The 17,258-nt window shown below is 62.1% G+C and carries 12 protein-coding genes and 1 pseudogene; 9 read left to right on the top strand and 4 right to left on the bottom strand.

Annotated elements, in window-relative coordinates; genetic code table 11:
- Positions 1 to 12: 12 nt before the first annotated feature.
- Both GTQ41_RS28090 and GTQ41_RS28085 read left to right on the top strand, forming a co-directional pair.
- Complete coding sequence (locus tag GTQ41_RS28090; protein WP_047297361.1) at positions 13 to 1,203, top strand: DUF3142 domain-containing protein; 1,191 nt, start codon at positions 13 to 15, stop codon at positions 1,201 to 1,203.
- A complete protein-coding gene (locus GTQ41_RS28085) occupies positions 1,190 to 3,322 on the top strand; it encodes a hypothetical protein (RefSeq protein ID WP_047297360.1) in 2,133 nt (710 codons plus the stop codon). Before GTQ41_RS28090 ends, GTQ41_RS28085 begins: the two co-directional genes overlap by 14 nt.
- Here the strand turns inward: GTQ41_RS28085 and GTQ41_RS28080 are convergent.
- Positions 3,319 to 3,948, bottom strand: coding sequence for a LysE family translocator (locus GTQ41_RS28080; RefSeq protein WP_047297359.1), 630 nt, complete (start codon positions 3,946 to 3,948; stop codon positions 3,319 to 3,321). The genes GTQ41_RS28085 and GTQ41_RS28080 overlap by 4 nt on opposite strands.
- Before the next feature lie 144 nt (positions 3,949 to 4,092).
- On the opposite strand from GTQ41_RS28080, the gene GTQ41_RS28075 reads away from it, so the two are divergent.
- The gene (locus GTQ41_RS28075; protein WP_047297358.1) at positions 4,093 to 4,566 is read left to right on the top strand and encodes an Lrp/AsnC family transcriptional regulator; all 474 of its coding nucleotides are present in this window, start codon (positions 4,093 to 4,095) and stop codon (positions 4,564 to 4,566) included.
- 157 nt (positions 4,567 to 4,723) lie between these two features.
- Here the strand turns inward: GTQ41_RS28075 and lpdA are convergent, their stop codons facing one another.
- Positions 4,724 to 6,124 carry a dihydrolipoyl dehydrogenase gene (gene lpdA / locus GTQ41_RS28070; protein ID WP_047297357.1) on the bottom strand — a complete coding sequence of 467 codons (1,401 nt, stop codon included), beginning with the start codon at positions 6,122 to 6,124 and terminating at the stop codon, positions 4,724 to 4,726.
- A 210-nt stretch (positions 6,125 to 6,334) separates the two neighbouring features.
- Here lpdA and hflK (GTQ41_RS28065) point away from each other — a divergent pair, with 210 nt between their 5' ends.
- The 5 genes and pseudogenes from hflK (GTQ41_RS28065) (at position 6,335) to cfaB (ending at position 13,700) form a co-directional block, all read left to right on the top strand.
- On the top strand, positions 6,335 to 8,296 hold the full coding sequence (gene hflK, locus GTQ41_RS28065; protein WP_047297356.1) for a protease modulator HflK: 1,962 nt from the start codon (positions 6,335 to 6,337) through the stop codon (positions 8,294 to 8,296).
- Positions 8,293 to 9,339, top strand: coding sequence for a protease modulator HflC (hflC, locus tag GTQ41_RS28060; RefSeq protein WP_047297355.1), 1,047 nt, complete (start codon positions 8,293 to 8,295; stop codon positions 9,337 to 9,339). The genes hflK (GTQ41_RS28065) and hflC overlap by 4 nt, the downstream gene beginning before the upstream one ends.
- Positions 9,336 to 10,397 (top strand): annotated as a pseudogene (gene hflK, locus GTQ41_RS28055) (protease modulator HflK). The gene hflC and the pseudogene hflK (GTQ41_RS28055) overlap by 4 nt, the downstream one beginning before the upstream one ends.
- Entirely contained in the window at positions 10,394 to 12,301 is a 1,908-nt protein-coding gene (locus tag GTQ41_RS28050) for a heavy metal translocating P-type ATPase (RefSeq protein ID WP_047297353.1), read from the top strand. The pseudogene hflK (GTQ41_RS28055) and the gene GTQ41_RS28050 overlap by 4 nt, the downstream one beginning before the upstream one ends.
- 211 nt (positions 12,302 to 12,512) lie before the next feature.
- Complete coding sequence (gene cfaB, locus GTQ41_RS28045; protein ID WP_047297352.1) at positions 12,513 to 13,700, top strand: C17 cyclopropane fatty acid synthase CfaB; 1,188 nt, start codon at positions 12,513 to 12,515, stop codon at positions 13,698 to 13,700.
- 42 nt (positions 13,701 to 13,742) lie between these two features.
- On the opposite strand, the gene cls is transcribed toward cfaB, so the two are convergent.
- Positions 13,743 to 15,182 carry a cardiolipin synthase gene (gene cls, locus GTQ41_RS28040; protein ID WP_047297351.1) on the bottom strand — a complete coding sequence of 480 codons (1,440 nt, stop codon included), beginning with the start codon at positions 15,180 to 15,182 and terminating at the stop codon, positions 13,743 to 13,745.
- Between the two features lie 131 nt (positions 15,183 to 15,313).
- Between cls and GTQ41_RS28035 the strand changes: the two genes are divergently transcribed.
- The gene (locus GTQ41_RS28035; protein WP_027610324.1) at positions 15,314 to 15,832 is read left to right on the top strand and encodes a DUF3617 domain-containing protein; all 519 of its coding nucleotides are present in this window, start codon (positions 15,314 to 15,316) and stop codon (positions 15,830 to 15,832) included.
- Between the two features lie 94 nt (positions 15,833 to 15,926).
- Here GTQ41_RS28035 and GTQ41_RS28030 read toward each other — a convergent pair whose 3' ends face one another.
- Positions 15,927 to 17,258, bottom strand: coding sequence for a dihydroorotase (locus GTQ41_RS28030; protein WP_047297350.1), 1,332 nt, complete (start codon positions 17,256 to 17,258; stop codon positions 15,927 to 15,929).

Below are 17,258 nucleotides of genomic sequence, written 5' to 3'. Positions count from 1 at the left end.
AATAAGCATTTCATGCGGTTCGGCTTTTCGATTTTGATCGCGGCAACGCTGCTGCTCGCTGCTTGCGAGCGGCAGGATGCCCCCGCCCTCGATCAACAACTTTATATCTGGCAACGTCAATGGACGCCGGCCCATGACGCTGCCCTGCGCGAAAGCCGCGAGAGCTTCTCGACATTGCGCGTGTTGGCCTTGCAGGCATTCCCCAATGACGGCTGGCATCGGGCGCAAATCGATGCGGCGTTGCTCAAGCGCGATGGCCGACCGCTGATTGCGGTGGTTCGTCTCGACGGTCAGCTCAAGGCGCTCGATCAGCAACAGGTGAACACACAGATCCTTCAGATGCTGGCTGACTGGCAAGCGCAGGGCCTGACGGTGAGCGGGGTCGAGATCGATCACGACGCCGGTAATGCGCGTCTGCCGGCGTATAGCGAATTTCTCGTGCGTCTGCGTGGCGCATTGCCGGCCAACTTGCCGCTGAGCATCACTGCGTTGCCGGCGTGGCTCGACAGTTCGCAACTGCCGGCACTGCTGGCCAGCGTCGACAGCAGTGTGCTGCAGGTGCACGCGGTCAGCGATCCGCGTCGTGGTCTGTTCGACCCCGGGCAGGCGCGGCGCTGGGCCAAGGCCTGGGGGCGGGTGAGCGACAAACCGTTTTATCTGGCGCTGCCGGCCTACGGCGTGGCGCTGCTGCCGGATGCCGATGGCGTTCCGGTGGTGGAAAGTGAAGTGCCACTCGAGCGCGGCGGCCAGCGGCGCGAATTGCTCGCCGATCCTCAACAATTGAGCCGACTGGCCAGTGACATGCGCGAGGATCGCCCGGAACATCTGGCCGGGTTGATCTGGTTTCGTCTGCCGCTACCCAATGATCGCCGCGCCTGGAGTCTCAGTACGCTGCGCGCTGTGGCCCTTGGCGATACGTTGAGCAGCCGGCTCGGTCTGACGTTCAGCGACCACGATGGTTTGCAGGACATCGCCCTGCGCAATGTCGGTAACCTCGACAGTGCCTGGCCCACGCGCATCACCGTCAAGGCCAGCGCTTGCGAAGGCGCCGATGCGCTCGCCGGTTACGCGTTGCAACAAAGCGCGGATCTGCTTACCTTCACCCGCCTGCGCGACGGTCGTCTGCCGGCGGGTGGACAACGCGCCATCGGTTGGGCGCGCTGTGCATTTATTGATCAAGGAGGTTCGCATGTTGACCCGTAACTGGCCCCGCCATCTGCTCTGCCTGAGCCTCAGCCTGCCGCTGGGTTCGGCGCTGGCCTGCGGCCCGGACTTTCCGATGCGCCTGCTCGACAATCGTGGGCAAAGCCTGGCTGAGCTGCCGGAGGGCAACTTCAACTTCGAGATCAGCCGCCTCGGCAAAACCATTGCCGGGCTGAAGAACGTTACCGCCGCGACGCACAATCCCGACGACATGTACGGCGACGAGAACGAGCCTGCGGCGCTTCGCGAAAAAGCCGAACAGGTGGGTCTGAGCGCCGAGCAACAAGCACTGGTCAAGCAACTGCGCGGCCTGACCGACGCGCGTCAGGTCGAGGCGCAGGGCGCCAGTCTGCCAGCGGAAATCCGTTTTTACGTGGCCGGCGCGGTGGCGTTTGCCACCGGCGATCATCCACTGGCTGTCGAATATTTCAACAAAGTGCTGGCGCTGCCGGCCGATCAGCGCCCGCTGCGCAGCACTTGGGCGGCGTACTCCCTGGGCCGCGCCTGGTTTGCGATGAGTGCCGAGGCGGGCGATGTCATCGAAGTGCTGGAGGACGCACGCGCAGCCTTCCGTCAGACCCGACAATTGAGCATCGATGGCTTCAGCGATCCTCTGGAACTCGGTGTCGCCAGTCTCGGTGAGGAGGCGCGAGTGCTGCGCAACGCCGGCGACTGGAACGGCGCCATCGAACTGTATGAAGCGCAGAACCTGCACGGCTCGGCCGTGGGTTATACCTCGCTGAAACAACTGATGAATGAGCTGGCCGAACTGCCCGAGCCGCAACTGGCCAAGTTGCTGGAGCGCAAGGCTGTGCAGCAATTGGTTACCGCCTCGTTGATTAGCCGGATGGGCTGGTCGTTCGACGAACAACCACCGAACGAAAAGAAACTCATCAAGCTGTTGCAGAACAGCACCCGTGGCAGCCTGGAAAACGCCGATCGACTGGCGGCCATGAACTATCAACAAGGTGATTACGCCAGCGCCAAAGCCTTCCTTGAGAATGCCGGTGACGGCGGACTGGCGTGGTGGCTTCGAGCCAAACTGGCGGTGCGTGACGGTGATAAAAATGCCGCGGCTGCCGCCTATGCCAAAGCTGCGCAGGCTTTCCCGCAGAGCGAGGATTGGGGCTACCGGCGCACCCCGGACTGGGACTTCGAAACCGTCCAGCCGAAATGCCGGGTCGAGGGCGAGAGCGCGATTCTGGCGCTGCAACGTGGCGAATACCTGCAAGCGTTCGTGCAGTTGTATCGCAGCAACAGCATCTACTGGTTCGACGCGGCAACGGTGGCCGAGCGCGTGCTGACGGTCGATGAGCTCAAGCGTTATGTCGATGACAACGTGCCGGCGCCGCCGGCATTGACCCAACAGCAGCGCGACAACTACGTGCCGCTGCCGGTCGCCGCCAGCCTGCGCAATCTGCTGGGACGGCGCTTGCTGCGTGAAGGGCATTACGAGGAAGCGGTCGGCTATTTCGACAATCCGGACCTGCAGCACAAGGCCCGGCTCTACGGCGAACAACGAATGAAGGCCGACGCTGCGTGGTGGCCGACCAAACGCGCCAGCGCCTTGTACAACGCGGCGTGGACCGCACGTGAATGGGGCATGGACATTCTCGGTTACGAGATGGCGCCGGATTACGCCACGTTCGGCGGCAGCTACAGTCTGGAAAACACCGAGCTGAAAGTCGGGCCGCTGGTGGCCGAGGCTGAAGTCCAGCGCCAGAAGGCCAGCCAGGCGCAACCGGACGAGCGTTATCACTACCGTTTTGTCGCCACCGCGCTGGCCAGCCGGGCTGCCGACAACTTGCCGCACACCAGTCAGGCGTTTGCTGCGGTGTTATGCAATGCCGCCGGTTTCAACAGCAGCCTTGAAGAACAGAGCGCGTTGTATCGACGCTACGTCAACGAAGGCCCGTACGTGCCCTGGGCGGTGGACTTCGGCAATCAGTGCCCGTACCCGGATTTCGAAAACGCCGACAAGCGTTACGTCACCCAGGTGACCGATGCCGTACGCAATACGTTGCGTCCGTATAAATGGCCGGTGGTCGGTGTCCTGGTGCTGTTCAGTGCGGGCGCCTTGGTGTTGCTCAGTCGTCGGCGCAAGGCGCGCAAGCCCTAAGCCTGCTGGATAAACGTCAGGCGCACGGCAAAGCCGATCAACAGGCTGCCGAACAGCCATTGCTGGACGCGCTGGGCGGTAGGACTGTGTTGCAGCCAACGACCCAGCGCGGCGCCGGTCAGGGCATAGGCGCTGTCGAACAGCAGCCCGAAGCCCACCAGCAGAACACCCAGGGTGGCAAATTGGGTCAGCACCGCTGCGCCGTCATTGACGATGAATTGCGGCAACAGCACCGAGCAGAACAGCAACGCCTTGGGATTGAGCAGATTGGTCAGCAGGCCACGGCGAATCGCCTCGCGCCATTGCCCTTGGGTCTTTGTCACGGCAGGCGTGTTCAGGTTCGGCAGCAGGCTGCTGCGCAGGCATTGAATGCCGATCCACAGCAGGTACGCCGCCCCGGCCAGGCGCACCAGATCAAACGTCCACGGCGCCGCCTTGAACAGCGCGGCCAGCCCCAGCGCCGCCAATGCCACATGACAGCCCCGGGCCACCGCCAACCCCACGGCGGTCGCCAGCGCCGCACCGCGACCCTGGCGGGCACCGGTTTGCAGCAACAGGATCATGTCTGGCCCCGGCAACAGGAAGACCACCGCCAATGCCAGAAAAAACAGCCAGATACTTGTCATGTCGCAGCCCTTTCGTTGTCGATTCGGTGAGCAAAGTTTAGGGCGCAAGGGCGGGGCAGGTGCTTGCGAAGTCAGCTTCAAAAAGCCACAGGATTGGCATAACCTGCTTTCTTTTTGCCACTTGACCAGCAGGATCTGCCAACCATGAAATTCGACGCTTTTGATCGCAAGATTCTCGCGGCGCTGCAACGCAACGGCCGGCTGAGCAACGTCGAACTGGCGGATGAGATCGGTCTGTCGGCGTCACCGTGCCTGCGTCGGGTGCGGATGCTCGAGGAGGCCGGGGTGATTCGTGGCTATCAGGCCAACCTCGATCGCGATGAAGTGGGGTTGGGGCTGACGGTGTTTGTCGGGGTCAAGGTCGAGCGCCATAACGATGAGCAAGCCGAAGCCTTTTACGCGGCGGTCACGGCACTGCCGGAGGTGATCTCAGCGTTTCTGGTGTCCGGGGAATCGGACTTTCTGTTGCAAGTGGTGGTGCCGGACCTGCGCGCGTATGACCGCTTTCTCAGCGGCTGCCTGCTGAAGCTGCCGGGGGTGAGTGACATTCGCAGCAACTTTGCAATTCACACGGTGAAGACGCCGGGGGCGTTGCCGTTGGGGCATCTGCCGCTGTAGAGCGGGTTGCTCCCACATTCGACCGCAGTCCTCCAGCAGGAACACGGTCAACTGTGGGAGCTGGCTTGCCAGCGATAGCGGTGTGTCAGCGACCGCAACGGTTACAGGACTGACGCCATCGCTGGCAAGCCAGCTTCCACAGGGTTTGGGTGGCCACCTAGATCTGCGTCGCCATCCCTTCGACATTCATCGCCGCCTGACGCAGCGCCTCGGAGCGGGTCGGGTGCGGATGGCAGGTCAGCGCGATGTCTTCGGCCGAGGCGCTGAACTCCATGGCCACGCAATATTCTCCAATCATTTCGCTGACGCTCGGGCCGACCAGGTGCACACCGAGGATTTCGTCTGTGCGTTCGTCGGCGAGGACTTTGGCAAAGCCTTCGGTTTCGTGATTGATCTTCGCCCGACTGTTGGCGGTGAACGGGAATTTGCCGACTTTGTAGGCACGTCCTTCGGCCTTCAGTTGCTCTTCGGTCTTGCCGACGCTGGCCAGTTCCGGCCGGGTGTAGATGACGTTGGGAATCAAGTCGTAATTGACCTCGCCGGCCTTGCCGACGATCTGTTCGACACAGGCCATCGCTTCGTCTTCAGCCTTGTGCGCGAGCATCGGCCCGGACGTTACGTCGCCGATTACCCAGACGCCATTGACTTCGGTGCGGTGCTGGCGGTTAGCGAGCATGCCGCGCTTGTCGGTGCTCAGGCCGACGTTCTCCAGGCCCAGGCCTTTGGTGTATGGGCGCCGGCCGATCGCGACCAGTACGTAGTCGGCGTCCAGTAACTCGGCGCTGCCGCCCGCTGCAGGTTCGACGCTGAGCTGCACCCCGTTGGCCGAGGGCGTGGCGCTGGTGACCTTCGAGCTCAATTTGAAGGTGATGCCTTGCTTGCTCAGCGAACGCTGCAGGGTCTTGCCGGCCTCGGCATCGACGCCCGGACAGATGCGGTCGAGGTATTCGACCACGGTCACCTGGGCGCCGAGACGCCGCCAGACCGAGCCCAGCTCCAGGCCGATCACTCCGGCACCGATGACCACCAGATGCTTCGGTACTTCGCTCAGCGACAGCGCGCCAGTGGAGTCGAGGATGCGCTGATTGTCGATCTCGACGCCGGGCAGGGGCGTGGGTTCGGAGCCGGTGGCAATGATGATGTCCTTGGCGCTCAGCTCGGTCGTGTTGCCTTGATCGTCGGTTACCGTGACTTTGCCCGGACCCTCGATGTGGCCCCAGCCTTTGATCCAGTCGACCTTGTTCTTGCGAAACAGAAACTCGATGCCTTTGGTCAGGCCGCTCACGCTGTCGTCTTTCTGTTTCATCATTTGCGCGAGGTTGAGCGTGGGTTTGACCTCGATGCCGAGGTTGGCGAACTCCGCACCCATGGCCGCGTCGTACAGCTCCGAAGCATGCAGCAAGGCCTTGGACGGCATGCAACCGACGTTCAGGCACGTGCCGCCGAGGGTGGCGCGGCCTTCCACACACGCCGCTTTCAGGCCCAACTGGCCAGCGCGGATCGCCGCGTTATAACCACCGGGGCCGCCGCCCAGAATGACCACGTCGTAGTGACTCATGCTCTTGCTCCTCGTTGGGGATGCGGATCGCTAAAAGTAGTAGGCGATTAAAATTACGAACGTAATATGTGCGTTTCCAGACATTTCGGTCAAGGCTTCAGGCAAGCGACAGGTTGCGCATCTTTAGATAGGCGTATTTGTGTACGAATATTTCACGCTTTTCGTTATATCGTAACGATAAGACCGGTGAATCAATGGCTTTGGGGTGATATGCAAGTCGATCTGGATGTCGATGGCACGCAAGTGACCGGGTTGCCGCGCTTTCAACAAGCGGCTGCGCAGGGGCGACGATTGCGCCGCCTGGCCTTCGGCCTCGGCGGATTGGCTGGGGCAGGGTGGGTGCTGGCGTTGTTTGTCGAGCTGTTTGCCGCGCAATCGATATGGCCGGCCTTGCTGGTGAATCTGGGCGCGGCGTGGCTGGTGCTGGTCGCCGGACTGCAGTCGGCGTGGTGGGTGACTCAATGGCGCGCGCGGGTCATGCACCCAGTGGCGCAGCAACCGCTGAACGAGGTCGAGCAAACCGCTCCTGACGGCTGGTACGAACGGGTGCTGGAGCGATTGAGTCAGCGCGGTCTGCACCTGCTCGGTCAGATTGGCGCGGCCACGTTGTGGCTGGGCGGCTGGTCGGTGCTGGTGATTATCGGCATCGAACAAGTCTGGAACCTTGCGTTGCCGCCAGCTGCGGTTGGGCTGTCGGCTACGGTGGGCGCCGTGCTGATGTTGCTGTTGGGTTTCGGCCTGTTGGTGCTGGAGCGGCAACTGGCTCAGGAGAATCCGGCGCAATGGCCGGAAGCCGGTTCGCTCGCACAACTGTCGCGCGTCGCGATCATCAGTCTGGTACTGGGTGCGATGTGCCTGTTGTTTGCCAGTGAAACTTCCGTGTGGCCGGTGCGGCTGGCGGTTCTCATCGGAATCCTGCCGGGATTGGTCGCGATCGAGTTGCTATTGCGCGCAGTTCTGTCGGTGTTCAGCCCTCGACGCGAGCAGCTGGAACCGACCCTGCTGGCGCGCAGTTTTGTTGCCGATATGCTGCGTTGGCCACCACAGCCGTTACTCGCTTTGCAGCACGAATTGCACAACCGTTTCGGCATCGATTTGCGCCAGATCTGGGCGTTCAGCTACATGCGCCGCGCTTTTCTGCCGGTGCTGGCACTGGTCGCCGCCGTCGGCTGGCTGCTGACCGGGATCCACGAAATCCCGCTGCAGGGGCGCGGTATCTACGAGCGCTTCGGCAAACCGGTTCAAGTGTTTGGCCCTGGCTTGCACGCCGGTCTGCCGTGGCCTTTGGGCCGTGTATTGAGCGTCGAGAACGGCGTGGTGCACGAGTTGGCAACCAGCGTCGGCGATGCTCCGGCGCCAACCCTGGCTGAGCCTGCCGAAGGCCCGGCGCCGATGACCGCCAACCGCTTGTGGGATGCCAGTCACGTCAACGACAAATCTCAAGTGATCGCCAGCAGCCGTGGCGATCAGCAGAGCTTCCAGATCGTCAACATGGACGTGCGCTTCGTTTATCGCATTGGTCTGAGTGATCAGGATGCTTTGGCCGCAACTTACAACAATGCCGATGTGCCGACGCTGATTCGCAGCACTGCGAGCCGGATTCTGGTGCACGATTTTGCCTCGCGTACCCTCGACGGTCTGCTCGGTGCTGACCGGATAGGGCTGGGCGATGAGATCGGTCGCGCGGTGCAGGGCGATCTGCAGAAACTCGACAGTGGCGTGGAAATTCTCGCCACCGTGGTCGAAGCCATTCACCCGCCGGCCGGTGCCGCCAATGCTTATCACGGCGTGCAAGCGGCACAGATCGGCGCGCAGGCGTTGATCTCTCGTGAGCGCGGTGCGGCGGCCGAAGCCAGTAATCAGGCGCAGTTGCAAGCCAGCCTCGCCCGTGATCAAGCCAGTGCCAGCGCCCGTGAAATCAATGCGGCGGCGCAGGCCGCAGACCTTAAGTTCAGCGCTGAACAGAAAGCTTACGCCAGCGCCGGTCAGGCGTTCGTGCTTGAGCAATATCTGAGTCAGCTCAGCCTGGGGCTGAGCAAGGCCAAACTGTTGGTACTCGACCACCGTTTAGGCGGCAGCAGCAATGCGCCGACCATCGACCTGCGTACGTTCACGCTGCCGGCTGATCCGACGCCTGCGCGTACCACCGCTCAACCAGGAGTTGCCCCTTGAGCCAGTCGCACACTCACGATTCCCATGACCACAGCGGCCACGATCACGGCCACGCCGGGCATCACCATCATCATGGGCATCATCACCATCACCACGGTGCGCCGGAAGACGCGGGACCGTTCCCTTGGCGGCGGATGGGCTGGGCACTGTTGCTGGTGGGGTTTGCCATCGCGGCGGCGAGCCTGGTGCAAGTGCGCTCGGGGGAGGCCACGGTCATCACCCGTTTCGGTAATCCCTCGCGGGTGCTGCTTGAGCCGGGTTTGAGCTGGCGCTGGCCGGCGCCGTTCGAAGCGGCGATCCCGGTAGACCTGCGCTTGCGTACCACTTCCAGCGGTTTACAGGACGTCGGTACCCGCGACGGTTTGCGCATCATCGTTCAGGCCTACGTGGCGTGGCAGGTGCAGGGCGATCCGGACAACGTGCAGCGTTTCATGCGCGCGGTGCAGAACCAGCCGGACGAAGCGGCGCGGCAGATTCGCACCTTTGTCGGCTCGGCGCTGGAAACCACCGCCAGCAGTTTCGACCTGGCGGATCTGGTGAATACCGATGCCGGCAAAGTGCGTATTGCCGGTTTCGAAGCGCAACTGCGTCAGCAGATCGACCAGCAGTTGCTGGCCACTTACGGTGTGCGTGTGGTGCAGGTGGGCATCGAACGCCTGACCTTGCCTTCGGTCACGCTCACCGCCACGGTCGATCGGATGCGCGCCGAGCGTGAAACAATTGCCACCGAACGCACCGCCATCGGCAAGCGAGAAGCGGCGCAAATTCGATCTGCCGCCGAGCGCGATGCGCGAATTGTCCAGGCCGATGCCACGGTGAAAGCGGCAGAAATCGAAGCGCAATCCCGAGTCGAAGCGGCGCAAATTTATGGCCGTGCCTACGCTGGATCGCCGCAGTTGTACAACCTGCTGCGTTCGCTGGACACCCTGGGCACTATCGTCACGCCGGACACCAAGCTGATCCTGCGTACCGACGCCGCACCATTCCGCGTGCTGGTGGACGGCCCGCCGAATGTCGAAAATAAATCCGGATCGCAGCCATGAGTGATGAAGTTCCACGTGGAACACATTCGCTGAGCAGTCCGTGGATTCAGGCCGGACGTTTGGCGTTTTTCGCCTTGTATGCTGTGACGGTATTGGCTGCGTTGGCTTGGGCATTTTCCAATGTGCGGCAGATCGATCCGCAAAATCGGGCCGTGGTTCTGCATTTTGGCGCGCTGCAGCGTATTCAGAATGCCGGGCTGTTGCTGGCCTAGCCGCAGCCGTTCGAGCAGGTGGTTTTACTACCGGCAGCGGATCGGGTGATTGAGCGCCGAGTGGAAAACCTGCTGCGCAGCAGTGAGGCGATCAAGGCTGATCGTGTAGCGACTTTCGCCACACCGCTGAGCGATGCCCTGGCCGGTTCCGGTTACTTGCTGACGGGGGACGCGGGCGTGGTTCAGCTGGATGTGCGGGTGTTTTACAAAGTGACCGACCCTTACGAATTCGTCCTGCAGGGTGATCATGTGCTGCCAGCGCTGGATCGGCTGGTCACCCGCAGCGCTGTGGCTCTGACCGCCGCGCGGGATCTGGACACGATTCTGGTCGCCCGTCCGGAGTTGATCGGTGCTGATAACCAGGCTGCCGAAAGACGTGAGCGTCTGCGCGGTGATCTGGTGCAAGGCATCAACAAGCGCTTGGCAGAGTTGAAGGCGAGCGGGCAGGGCATCGGCATTGAGGTGGCGCGTGTCGACGTGCAGTCGAGTCTGCCAGACCCGGCCGTTAGTGCGTTCAACGCCGTTCTGACGGCCAGTCAGCAAGCCGACAAAGCCGTCGCCAATGCACGCACCGAAGCAGAAAAACTCACCCAGACCGCCAATGAACAAGCCGACCGCACCCTGCAAGTGGCCCACGCGCAGGCCAGCGAACGGCTGGCAAAAGCCGCTGCCGACACCGCCACGGTGCTGAGCCTGGCCAAGGCGCAACAACAGGGTACCGACCCGCAGATGCTCCTGCGGCTGTACCGTGAACGCATGCCGAAGATTCTCGGCCAAGCCGGTTCAGTGACCACGGTCGATCCAAAAGACGATTCCCGCCTGATCATTCAGGGAGCCAGCAAATGACTGCGACCACTGCCGCACCGAGCCTGTTGTCCTCGGCCGAACAGCGCCGCGCCGCACGGCAATTGACCCTGGCGATGCTCGCCCTTGGCTTGCTCGGCCTCGGTCTGCTCTGGCGCTGGCTGTTACCGGAGCAAACCGGTGTCAGTCAGTTGCTGCTGGGTTTCGCTTCTCTATTGGTGGCGGTGCCGGTGATGCGCTCGGCGTGGTACAGCCTGCGTTATCCGAGCCTGCACGGCATCACCGATCAACTGATTGCCCTGGCGATGCTTGGTGCCTGGGCGACCGGGGATCTGCTGACCGCCGCGTTGCTGCCGATCATCATGATCTTCGGCCACGTGCTGGAAGAGCGCAGCGTGATCGGCTCGCAGGAAGCGATTCACGCCCTCGGCCAGTTGACCCGCAGCCACGCGCGCAAGATTCAGACTGATGGCTCGATCATCGAAGTCGATAACGGCACGCTCCAGCCCGGCGACAAGGTCGAGGTGCGCGCCGGAGATCGGGTGCCAGCGGATGGCCAAGTGTTGTTCGGCCAGGCCAGCCTCGACACGGCGTCAATTACCGGTGAGTCGGTTCCAGTGGAAACGGCGGTGGGCATGACGGTGTTTGGCGGCGCGATCAACCTCGATGGCTTGCTGCGCATCGAGGTGACCCGTACCGGCGATCAATCGACGCTGGGCAAAGTCATCGCGCTGATGCAGAACGCCGAGCGCTCGAAGCCGCCCATCACGCGCCTGCTTGAGCGCTATGCCGGTAGCTACATGGTGCTGGTGTTGTTGCTGGCGGCGGTGACCTGGTTTATCACCCATGACGCGCAGGCGATGCTCGCGGTGCTGGTGGCGGCATGTCCCTGCGCTTTGGTGCTGTCGGCACCGGCCACAGCGATCGCCGGTGTGGCGGTGGCGGCGCGCCACGGCATTCTGATTCGCAGTTCGGCGTTCCTTGAGGAGTTGGCAGATCTCACTTCACTGGTGGTCGACAAAACCGGCACGCTGACTTACGGCACTTTGCGTTTGCAATCGATCAGCAGCCCACGGCTGGATCAGGCCTCGGTGATGGCACTGGCCGCCAGCCTCGGGGCGGCCAGCAGCCATCCGGTCAGCCGCGCGTTGGCCGGGCTGGTCAGTCAGGACCAGAGCCTGCCGCTGACGGATATTCATGAGCGTCAGGGTCTCGGTGTAGTCGCCACGACCGCCCAAGGCGAGGCGGCGTTGGGCCGGCCCGAGTTGTTCGCGCAACTGGGCATCGTCACCACCACCGTTCCCGAGCACGACGGGCCGATTGCCGGATTGGCACTGAACGGCGAATTTGTCGCCTGGCTGTTGCTGGCCGACAGCATCAAACCGGAAGCCCGCTTTGCCCTCAGCGAATTGCGCGAGCTCGGTCTGGGTCGCCAGTTGCTGCTGACGGGCGACCGCCAAAGTGTTGCTCAGACCCTGGCCCGCGAGGTCGGCCTGCAAGAGCTGGAAGCGCAGGCGCTGCCCGAGGACAAACTCAACCGCGTACTGAAGGAAATCGACAACGGTTTTCGGCCGATGGTGGTGGGCGACGGCATCAATGATTCGCTGGCACTGAAGGCTGGAGTGGTCGGTGTCGCAATGGGCGCGGGCGGCGCTGACATCGCGCTGGCCTCGGCGGATATCGTGTTGATCGGCAGTGATCTGCGCCGCCTCGGTACTTGTGTGCGGCTCAGCCGCCAATGCCGACGAACCTTGCAGGTTAACGTGATCATCGGTCTGGGCTGGACACTGGCGATTGTCGTCTTCGCCGCCTTCGGCTGGCTCGGCGCGGCCGGGGCGATGATCGCCGCGCTGCTGCACAACCTCAGTACGTTGCTGGTGTTGGGTAATGCCGGACGGCTGCTGCGGTTTCAGGAGCCATTGCTCAAGCTCAAGGATGGTCTTTGAAATGAGTTGCAGCGAACTGTGCGCCGAATAGGCAGTCATCTATGTAGAAGGCGCACACGTCATTGCCGGTTTCCGTGTCGAAAACACGGGTTGCATTCCGGCTTGGTGGAGCGTCTGAAACGATAGTCTCGGCTAATTAAATCGATAGCCTGCTATTTTTCAAGGATGGTCTACCCTCAGATCTGACGTCTGAAACAAGGGGGGATTTTCCATGCTCGCGCAACTTCCACCGGCCTTACAGAATCTGCAGCTTCCTCTTCGCTTGCGACTCTGGGACGGCCATGAGTTCAATCTGGGACCGACGCCCAGCGTCACCATCGTGGTCAAGGACCCGACGATGGTCACCCAGTTCACCCATCCAAGCCTCGACGCGCTGGGGGCGGCGTTTGTTGAAGGCAAGCTTGAACTGGAGGGCTCGATCAGCGAGGTCATCCGGGTCTGCGACGAATTGAGCAGCGCCTTGCTCGATGAAGATGAAGGCGCTCAGCCGGTGCGTGCAGTGCACGACAAGGAAACCGACGCCAAAGCCATTTCCTATCACTATGACCTGTCCAACGCGTTCTATCAGCTGTGGCTGGACAGCGACATGGCGTATTCCTGCGCGTATTTCGAAACGGGCAGCGAAACCCTGGAGCAGGCGCAGCAAGCCAAATTCCGCCATCTGTGTCGCAAGCTGCGTTTGCAGCCGGGCGATTACCTGCTGGATGTCGGTTGCGGCTGGGGTGGTCTGGCGCGTTACGCCGCACGTGAATTCGGCGCCAAAGTGTTCGGCATCACCCTGAGCAAGGAACAGCTGGAACTGGCCCGTGAGCGCGTCAAGGCCGAAGGCCTGGAAGACCAGGTCGAACTGCAACTGCTCGACTACCGCGACCTGCCGCAGGACGGGCGATTCGACAAGGTGGTCAGTGTCGGTATGTTCGAGCACGTCGGCCACGCCAATCTCGCCGAATACTGCAAAGTCCTGTTTGGCGCGGTGAAGGAGGGCGGTCTGGTGATGAACCATGGCATCACCGCCAAGCACACCGACGGCCGCCCGGTGGGGCGCGGTGCCGGCGACTTCATCGAGAAATACGTGTTCCCCAACGGCGAGTTGCCACACCTGGCGATGATCTCCGCCGAGATCAGCGAAGCCGGGCTGGAAATCGTCGATGTCGAAAGCCTGCGCCTGCATTACGCGCGCACGCTGGATCACTGGAGCGAGCGGCTGGAGGATAACCTCGAGGCCGCCGGGAAACTGGTGCCGGATCAGGCGCTGCGCATCTGGCGCCTGTATCTGGCCGGGTGTGCCTACGCGTTTGCCCGGGGCTGGATCAATCTGCATCAGATTCTGGCAGTCAAGGCTCATCCGGACGGCAGCCATGAACTGCCCTGGACCCGTGACGACATCTACAACCCTTGATGCCTGAACCATGCCCTCTCCCTTGGAGAGGGTGATGGGCTTCTAGAGGATCGGTGAAATAAGCCGGGCGATCCGCATGCCGAGCTGTTGCAGGCGGTGGATCTCCCGGCTTTCCTCTTTGGCAACCTCGTAAGCCTGCTCGAAATCATCGTTGAGCATACGTTCCACGTGGGCGGCGAATTCGCTGTCGACGGTCAGTAGCATCACTTCGAAATTCAGCCGGAACGAACGGTTGTCCAGATTGGCGCTGCCGATGGCGCTGATTTCGCTGTCGATCAACACCACTTTCTGATGCAGGAACCCCGGTTCGTAGCGGAACACCCGCACGCCGGCGCGCACCGCTTCGAATGCGTACAGGCTGGACGCGGCGTAGACGATGCGGTGATCGGGGCGCGATGGCAGCAGCAGGCGCACGTCGACGCCGCGCAGCACCGCCAGGCGCAACGCGGCGAACACGGGTTCATCGGGAATGAAGTACGGGCTGGTGATCCACACCCGCTCGGTTGCGGCGTGGATCGCTTCGACGAAGAACAGCGAACAGGTTTCGTAGGCGTCGGCCGGTCCGCTGGCCAGCAACTGACAGAGCACGCCGTCGTCCGGGTAAACATCCGGCAGGATCAGCGGCGGCAATGTGCGCGCAGCCCAGAACCAATCCTCGGCAAATGACTCCTGCATGCAGGCCACTACCGGCCCGCGCACTTGCACATGGGTATCGCGCCATGGCGCCAACGGCGGCTTCTCGCCCATGTATTCATCGCCAACGTTGTGCCCGCCAACAAAGCCGAGCACGCCATCGACCACGACGATTTTGCGGTGGTTGCGGAAATTCACCTGGAAGCGATTGAGCCAGCCGCTACGTGTGGCGAAGGCTTTGACCTCGACACCGCCATCGCGCAACGCCTGTACATAACTGTGGGGCAGGGCGTGGCTGCCGATGCGGTCGTAGAGCAGATAAATCGCCACGCCCTCGGCAGCTTTCTTCAGCAACAGATCGCGCAGGCGCTGTCCGAGGCGGTCGTCATGGATGATGAAGAACTGGATCAGTACGGCTTCGCGCGCTTGATCGATGGCCTGGAAAATCGCCTCGAAGGTCGCGTGGCCATTCACCAGCAGTTGCACTTCGTTATTCGCCAGGCATGGCATCCGCCCCAGTTTGGGCATGGCCCGTAGCGAAGCATAGGCATTTGAGGCGCGGGCGGTGAGGGCTTCTTCGACCCACGGTCGCCAGTTCAACTCGGAGATCGCCTGGCGCATCTGTTCGTTGGCCTGGCGCCGTGCCTTGATATAGCCGTCGAAGGTGCTGCGGCCGAAAACCAGATAAGGGATGAGTGTCAGGTAGGGAATGAAAATCAGCGACAATGCCCAGGCGATCGAGCCTTGGGCGGTGCGAACGGTCAGCACCGCGTGGATCGCGGCGATCAAGCCGAGGCTATGTATGAGGGCGATCAGATAGCCGAAAATGTGCGGTCCAAAATAATCCATGGGGCAGCCTTGCTCCTGAAGACTCAATGCGTAACAGACCATGTTCCGAGGCGAATGTCGCTATTTAATTGGTGCATGAACCGAAGCAATCGGCTGACGTCTAACGGCCACTACTGATCAGGAGTTTTTCGATGAACGTTCGTCTGCTGGGTTTGGCGCTGGGCCTGGGTTTGGCAATGCCGGTGGTTGCGCAGGCGCAAATGCTGCAGCCGGGGCTGTGGGAAATGACCTCGAGCAACGTCAAGGTCGATGACCAGCCCATGGATGTGCAATCGATCCTCGGCCAGTTGCAAGGCCAGATGACCCCGCAACAGCGGGCGGCGCTGGAGAAGAACGGGATCAACATCGGCGGCAAGGGCATTCGTGCCTGCCTGACGCCGCAGCAGGTCGCGACCAACGATATTCCGCTGGCCGATCCGCAGTCGGGCTGCAAGCAGCAGATCACCGAGCGCACCGGCAACCAGTGGAAATTCCGCTTCAGCTGCCCGAAAGCGCAAGGCACGGGTGTCGCGACGTTCCTCAGTGATCGTGAGTTCACCACCGTGGCCAACGGCACATTCAATGCGATCGGAATCAACCAGAAGGGCAGTCTGGAAACCCGTGCGGTGTGGTTGGGTCAGGATTGCGGCACTGTGAAGCCAAGAGCTTAAAAGCTTCGCGAGCAAGCTCGCTCCCACAGGGCCAGCGCGATTCCTGATGGGAGCGAGCCTGCTCGCGAAGACGTTCTGTCAGACACCTGATCATTCAACGCATAAACCGCAGCGGCAGCCCCTGACAGCTTTCGTTGATGCGCTGCTCCCGCCAGGCAATCTGCCCCGACACCAACGTCGTATCCACCCGATAGCGGAAAGTCTTGTCAGCAAACGGCGACCATCCGCACTGCGACAGAATCGGTTGCCGCGACACCTCCATGGCCGCGGGCTCAACCAGCACCAGATCCGCCCAATACCCCTCGCGCAAATAACCCCGATCCGGAATCGCAAACAGATCCGCCACCCGATGGCTGGTCTTCGCCACCAACGTGGTGATCGGCAGCACGCCATCGGCCACCAGCTCCAGCAGTGCCGGCAGGGCGTGTTGCACCAGCGGCAAACCGGACGGTGCTTCGGTGTAAGGACGCTGTTTTTCCGCCCAGGTGTGCGGTGCATGATCGCTGCCGATCACATCCAGCCGGTTACTCAGCAGCGCCGCGCGCAAGGCATCGCGGTCGGCCTGATTCTTGATCGCCGGGTTGCATTTGATCAGGTTGCCGAGTGCTGGATAGTCGCGGTCATCGAACAGCAGGTGGTGCAGGCAGACTTCAGCGCTGATGTGCTTTTGAGTGAGAGGCTTGTCTTCGAACAGCTCCAGCTCGCGAGCGGTGGTCAGGTGCAAAACGTGCAGGCGGGTGCCGTGACGTCGGGCCAGTTCCACCGCCAGCGAAGAGGATCGGTAGCAAGCTTCGGCATCGCGGATCAGTGCGTGGATATTCGCCGGCAGGTGGTCGCCGAGGCGTTCGCGCAGACGTGCTGCATTGGCCTCGATGCTTGGTGTGTGTTCGCAATGCGCCAGCAGTATCGTCGGCACCTCGGCGAACAGACGTTCGAGGGTCTGCGGATCATCCACCAGCATATTGCCAGTGGAGGCGCCCATGAACACTTTGACCCCGGCCACTTCGCAGGGGTTGAGCGCGGCCACGGTGTCGAGGTTGTCCTGACTGACACCGAAGTGAAATCCGTAGTTGGCCACGGAGTTGATCGCCGCCCGACGCTTTTTATCCGCCAGCGCTTCCAGGGTGAGCGTGGCCGGTTGGGTGTTGGGCATGTCCATGAAACTGGTGATGCCACCCGCCACCGCTGCGCGTGACTCGGTGTGGATGCAGCCTTTGGCCGGCGCTCCCGGTTCGCGAAAATGCACTTGGTCATCGATCATGCCCGGCAACAGCCATTGGCCATTGGCGTCGATCTCCACACGGGCATTTTCACCGTCGATGCGGCCTGCGATCTTGACGATGCGACCATGGCTGACCAACAGATCGCCGTCGAACTCGCGTCCTTCATTGACCAGTCTGGCGTTGCGAATCAGCACGCTGCTCAT

The sequence above is a fragment of the Pseudomonas sp. AN-B15 genome (assembly GCF_019056475.1).
In the GTDB taxonomy this organism is placed as follows: domain Bacteria; phylum Pseudomonadota; class Gammaproteobacteria; order Pseudomonadales; family Pseudomonadaceae; genus Aquipseudomonas; species Aquipseudomonas parakoreensis.
The sequence above is the reverse complement of the archived record's forward strand: the minus strand, read 5'-3'. Positions and strand labels throughout refer to the sequence as shown.

Excerpts from the sequence above, each read along its gene's own strand:
- GTQ41_RS28090 (WP_047297361.1), top strand. The coding sequence starts at position 13 with ATGCGGTTCGGCTTTTCGATTTTGATCGCGGCAACGCTGCTGCTCGCT.
- GTQ41_RS28085 (WP_047297360.1), top strand. The coding sequence starts at position 1,190 with ATGTTGACCCGTAACTGGCCCCGCCATCTGCTCTGCCTGAGCCTCAGC.
- GTQ41_RS28080 (WP_047297359.1), bottom strand. The coding sequence starts at position 3,948 with ATGACAAGTATCTGGCTGTTTTTTCTGGCATTGGCGGTGGTCTTCCTG.
- GTQ41_RS28075 (WP_047297358.1), top strand. The coding sequence starts at position 4,093 with ATGAAATTCGACGCTTTTGATCGCAAGATTCTCGCGGCGCTGCAACGC.
- lpdA (WP_047297357.1), bottom strand. The coding sequence starts at position 6,124 with ATGAGTCACTACGACGTGGTCATTCTGGGCGGCGGCCCCGGTGGTTAT.
- hflK (WP_047297356.1), top strand. The coding sequence starts at position 6,335 with ATGCAAGTCGATCTGGATGTCGATGGCACGCAAGTGACCGGGTTGCCG.
- GTQ41_RS28050 (WP_047297353.1), top strand. The coding sequence starts at position 10,394 with ATGACTGCGACCACTGCCGCACCGAGCCTGTTGTCCTCGGCCGAACAG.
- cfaB (WP_047297352.1), top strand. The coding sequence starts at position 12,513 with ATGCTCGCGCAACTTCCACCGGCCTTACAGAATCTGCAGCTTCCTCTT.
- cls (WP_047297351.1), bottom strand. The coding sequence starts at position 15,182 with ATGGATTATTTTGGACCGCACATTTTCGGCTATCTGATCGCCCTCATA.
- GTQ41_RS28035 (WP_027610324.1), top strand. The coding sequence starts at position 15,314 with ATGAACGTTCGTCTGCTGGGTTTGGCGCTGGGCCTGGGTTTGGCAATG.
- GTQ41_RS28030 (WP_047297350.1), bottom strand. The coding sequence starts at position 17,258 with ATGAGCAGCGTGCTGATTCGCAACGCCAGACTGGTCAATGAAGGACGC.